This is a genomic window from Bradyrhizobium sp. (assembly GCF_019244115.1).
Lineage (GTDB): Bacteria > Pseudomonadota > Alphaproteobacteria > Rhizobiales > Xanthobacteraceae > Bradyrhizobium.
On sequence record NZ_JAFATE010000352.1, the window covers coordinates 1 to 4,163 of the forward strand.

6 protein-coding genes and 1 other RNA gene are annotated in these 4,163 nt (G+C 63.8%); 5 read left to right on the forward strand and 2 right to left on the reverse strand.

Annotated elements, in window-relative coordinates:
• The coding region (locus JOZ76_RS15645; RefSeq protein ID WP_291699520.1) for a ClpXP protease specificity-enhancing factor SspB at nt 1-246 on the reverse strand (246 nt) is incomplete at its 3' end.
• A gap of 153 nt (nt 247-399) precedes the next feature.
• Nucleotides 400-756: a transfer-messenger RNA gene (gene ssrA / locus JOZ76_RS15650) on the reverse strand.
• Nucleotides 757-866: 110 nt separating this feature from the next.
• On the opposite strand from ssrA, the gene JOZ76_RS15655 reads away from it, so the two are divergent.
• The 5 genes from JOZ76_RS15655 (at nt 867) to JOZ76_RS15675 (ending at nt 3,948) form a co-directional block, all read left to right on the forward strand.
• Complete coding sequence (locus JOZ76_RS15655) at nt 867-1,463, forward strand: chromate transporter (protein WP_291699521.1); 597 nt, start codon at nt 867-869, stop codon at nt 1,461-1,463.
• Complete coding sequence (locus tag JOZ76_RS15660) at nt 1,460-1,993, forward strand: chromate transporter (protein WP_291699522.1); 534 nt, start codon at nt 1,460-1,462, stop codon at nt 1,991-1,993. Before JOZ76_RS15655 ends, JOZ76_RS15660 begins: the two co-directional genes overlap by 4 nt.
• Nucleotides 1,994-2,137: 144 nt before the next feature.
• A complete protein-coding gene (locus JOZ76_RS15665; protein ID WP_291699523.1) occupies nt 2,138-2,932 on the forward strand; it encodes a thymidylate synthase in 795 nt (264 codons plus the stop codon).
• Nucleotides 2,933-2,940: 8 nt separating this feature from the next.
• Nucleotides 2,941-3,426, forward strand: a complete 486-nt coding sequence (locus JOZ76_RS15670) for a GNAT family N-acetyltransferase (RefSeq protein WP_291699524.1) — start codon at nt 2,941-2,943, stop codon at nt 3,424-3,426.
• Between the two features lie 6 nt (nt 3,427-3,432).
• Entirely contained in the window at nt 3,433-3,948 is a 516-nt protein-coding gene (locus tag JOZ76_RS15675; protein ID WP_291699525.1) for a dihydrofolate reductase, read from the forward strand.
• Nucleotides 3,949-4,163: the final 215 nt, after the last annotated feature.

Sequence of the window (4,163 nt, forward strand, 5' to 3'; positions counted from 1 at the left end):
CTCAAAGCGGTCCTCGGTCACGGCCAGATCCCAGAACTGGTGCTGCAGGATGATGGTCATCTCGTCCGGATATTGCGCGAGCAGGCGCGGCGACAGCTTGACCCCCTCGGCGTTCGACAGGAACGTGATGAAGAAATGGTGCTCGCCGGGCAGGCCATGGGCGGCGGCGTCGGTCAGCACCTTGCGCAGCACGCCGCGCAGCGCGTCGCGCGCCAGCACGTCGTATCGGATGTGGTCGGTGGCCATGTGCAGTCCCAGTCCCGTCGCAGTTCAAAGTCGCCGGCCGAACCGGTCGCCCGACTCGCCTTGCTTGGCATGGTAACCTGCCGGACCGCAGAGGTCAGCGGCGGATTTTCGGCAGGCACAACCAAATCAGCCCGGAGAACAGGCAGAACGTGAAGTGGAGGCTTCTGTTGCCAGGTGCCTCCGAACCCCGCCTGACGGAGCTTAACCCATCAGGACTTTAGATTGGTCTTTCAAACTGCGTTACGCAGCCTGAGCAACCGGAGCAAAGTTGTCGTTGGCAACTATTGCAGTAGCCCGATAACGGCGGAACAATACCGGGAAAAAGCGCGCCCTTTACGCCCTCGTCGATCCTGTTTCGCCCCCGCCAAAACCCAGACTTGACGCTGGGTTTTGGTGGAGGCGCCGGGTACCGCCCCCGGGTCCGAATGGTTTATTGCGACGGCGATTTATTTCCATAGCCGGCGAACCGGCACGCTCAATATAGGGGGCAATGATTGACAAGAACAGTACCCCGAATGCCGCTTGATGCAGGATTGACGGGACAAACCTGATGGAACTGCGGCCCGGGTCCGTTGAAAATGCCCGGTCAAAAGCGCCGAATCGTGCGCTAGGTTGCCACCATGTTGTCTCAATCGCCTCCGGCCCCCGTCCCTGCGCCCGCGACCAATCCTGTTCCACCCGGCCTGATCGCGCTGTTTGCCGCCTTTGCAAAGATTTCGCTATCCGGTTTCGGCGGCGTTTTGGTGTTTGCCCGGCGCGCCATCGTGGACGAGCACCGCTGGATGACAGCGGAGGAGTTCAACGAAACCTATGCCCTCTGCCATTTTCTGCCGGGTCCCAACGTCGTCAACCTCTCGGTGGTGTTCGGCTCGCGCTTTCGCGGGGTGGCGGGCAGCGTGGCGGCCTTCGCCGGCCTGGTTGGCCCGCCGATGGCGCTGGTGACGCTGCTCGCCGCGCTCTATGCGCATTTTGGCGAGGTCGATGCGCTCAGGCGCAGCCTGGCCGGCGTTTCCTGCGCGGCCGCTGGGCTGTTGCTCTCGGCGGTCTTTCGCATGATGGTGCCGCTCCTCAAAAAGCGCGAAATCCTCCTGCTTCTGGTCATGGCGGCCGTATTCATCGCCATCGGATGGCTGCGGCTACCGCTGCCAAGAGTGCTGCTTCTCGCCGCGCCGATCAGCATCGCCATCAGTTCCGCGGCAAGGCGGGACGCGGCATGAGTTCGGAGCCAGACCCGCTGTTCGGCCTGATCTCGACCTTCGCGCTGCTGTCGCTGTTCGCGGTCGGCGGCGCCAATGCCGCGGTGCCCGAGATGCACCGCATCGCCGTCGAGGTGCATCATTGGATGACCGAGAAGCAGTTTGCCGACGCCTTTGCGATTTCCCAATTGTCGCCCGGGCCCAACGTGCTGATCGTGACCCTGATCGGCTATGCCGTCGCGGGTGTCGCAGGGGCGGTAGGCGCCACCGTCGCCATGTGTGTGCCGACCGCGGTCCTTGCCTATTTCGTCAGCCGCCGCCTCGCGCGGTCGAGCGCCTCGCGCTGGCCCGCGGTGATCCGGACGGCGCTGGTGCCGCTCTCGATCGGGCTGATGGCCGCGAGCAGCCTGGTCGTGGCAGAGGCCGCCGACAAGACCTGGCTTGCCGCGCTCGTGACGGTGACCGTCGCCATTATCGCCGCCGCAACGCGGCTCAATCCGCTCTGGCTGCTGCTCGTCGGAGGCGCCCTGGGGTTCGCGGGCGTGATCTGAGAAGGCCACGAGTTCCCCCTTGTCGTTTTCAAGGGGGCGGCTCACTTTTCGGGGTATAATCACCCGTCTGAGCCGAGTCGCGGCTGCCGGACGATCCGTCCGGCAGCTAGATTGGCCTCCTGACCAAAACCCATTGACCCGACCATGATCCAGTATCACGACCTGCTCGAACGCGTTCTTTCCGACGGCGCCGAGAAGCACGACCGCACCGGCACCGGCACGCTGTCGATCTTTGGCCATCAGATGCGCTTCAATCTCGCGGCCGGTTTTCCGATGCTGACGACCAAGCGCCTGCCGCTCAAGGCGATCGTGCATGAACTCTTGTGGTTCCTCAAAGGCGACACCAACATCAAATATCTCAGGGACAACGGCGTCACGATCTGGGACGAATGGGCCGACGCCAACGGCGATCTCGGGCCCGTCTATGGCTGGCAATGGCGCTCCTGGCCGGCGCCCGACGGCCGCTCGATCGACCAGATCGCCAACGTGATCGAGATGATCAGAAAAAACCCGGACTCGCGGCGGCTGGTCGTGTCCGCCTGGAATCCGGCCGATGTGGACCGCATGGCGCTGCCGCCCTGCCACTGCCTGTTCCAGTTCTATGTCGCGAACGGCAAACTGTCGTGCCAGCTCTACCAGCGCTCGGCCGACGTCTTTCTCGGCGTGCCCTTCAACATCGCCTCCTATGCGCTGCTCACCATGATGGTCGCGCAGGTCACGGGCCTGAAGCCGGGGGATTTCGTGCATTCGCTCGGCGATACCCATCTCTATTCCAACCATCTCGACCAGGCGCGGCTGCAACTGACGCGGCTGCCGCGGCCGCTGCCGGTGATCAAGATCAATCCCGAGGTGACGGACATTTTCGCTTTCCGCTACGAGGATTTTGCGCTCGAAGGCTACGATCCGCATCCGCATATCAAGGCCGAAGTCGCGGTGTGAGTGTCTGAATGTCCGTTACGATTCGCCGCGCGCGTCCGGGTGAGGCCGGCCTCGTCCTGTCCTTCGTTCGCGAACTGGCCGACTACGAAAAGCTGCTGCACGAGCTCGAGGCCACCGAAACCGATATCGATGCGGCGTTGTTCTGCGACAATCCGCGGCTGTTCTGCGAGATCGCGGAATGGCAGCGCGAGGCGGTCGGTTTCGCGGTCTGGTTCTGCAATTTCTCCACCTTCAGCGGCCGTTCCGGCATCTATCTGGAGGATCTGTTCGTCCGCCCAAGCCATCGCGGCAACGGCATCGGCAAGGCGATGCTGGTCCATTTGGCGCGAGAGTGCGTGGCGAATGGCTGGTCGCGCCTGCAATGGTCCGTGCTCGACTGGAACACGCCGTCGATCGTATTCTACAAATCGCTCGGCGCCGTGCTGATGGACGAATGGACGGTGTGCCGCGTGTCGGGCCCGGCGCTCAAGGCACTCGCAGAGCGAGGCGGTTGAATGGAGATCGAGATCGTCCTGATCGTCGCGGTCGCCGACAATAGCGTAATCGGCGCTGGCAATGCGATCCCGTGGCGGCTGAAGACCGACCAGCGGCGCTTCAAGGCGATCACGATCGGCAAGCCGATGGTGATGGGCCGCAAAACTTTCCTGTCGTTTCCACGCCGGCCCTTGCCCGGGCGGACTAACATCGTGGCGACGCGCGATGCCGCCTTTCGGGCTGCCGGCGCCGTGGTGACCACCTCGCTGACCGAGGCGCTCGCGATCGCGCGCGCCGACGCGCTGCGGCGTTCGGTCGCTGAGATCGCGGTGATCGGGGGGGCCGAAATCTATGCCCAGTGCGTGGATCTGGCCGACCGTCTCGACGTCACCGAGGTGCACGCCAGTCCCGATGGCGAAACCCGCTTTCCGCCGATCGACCGGGCGGTGTGGCAGGAAGTGTCCCGCATCAACCACCCGGCCGGACGGGACGACAGCGCGGCGTTCTCCTATGTGAGTTACCGCCGGACAAAACCGCATTAACCGCAATATCCGATGTTTGAATTGACAAATTGGCGGCGGGGCATAGCTCGGGCAGATTGGTCCCAGGGCGGCCAGGAGGCCGCATTGTAAGGGCCGAGGCCGTCCCATATAAGGCCTGCCGATATTGCGGGGCGCACCATGCCTTCCGGCGTGTGCCCTGCCGAGGAGAGAGCGTCGATGCCGTGGAAAAATCAGGGCGGGGGGCCGTGGGGCTC

What these genes read in the sequence shown, in the direction of transcription:
- JOZ76_RS15670 (WP_291699524.1), top strand. Translation starts at nt 2,941, where the DNA reads ATGTCCGTTACGATTCGCCGCGCGCGTCCGGGTGAGGCCGGCCTCGTC.
- JOZ76_RS15655 (WP_291699521.1), top strand. Translation starts at nt 867, where the DNA reads ATGTTGTCTCAATCGCCTCCGGCCCCCGTCCCTGCGCCCGCGACCAAT.
- JOZ76_RS15660 (WP_291699522.1), top strand. Translation starts at nt 1,460, where the DNA reads ATGAGTTCGGAGCCAGACCCGCTGTTCGGCCTGATCTCGACCTTCGCG.
- JOZ76_RS15665 (WP_291699523.1), top strand. Translation starts at nt 2,138, where the DNA reads ATGATCCAGTATCACGACCTGCTCGAACGCGTTCTTTCCGACGGCGCC.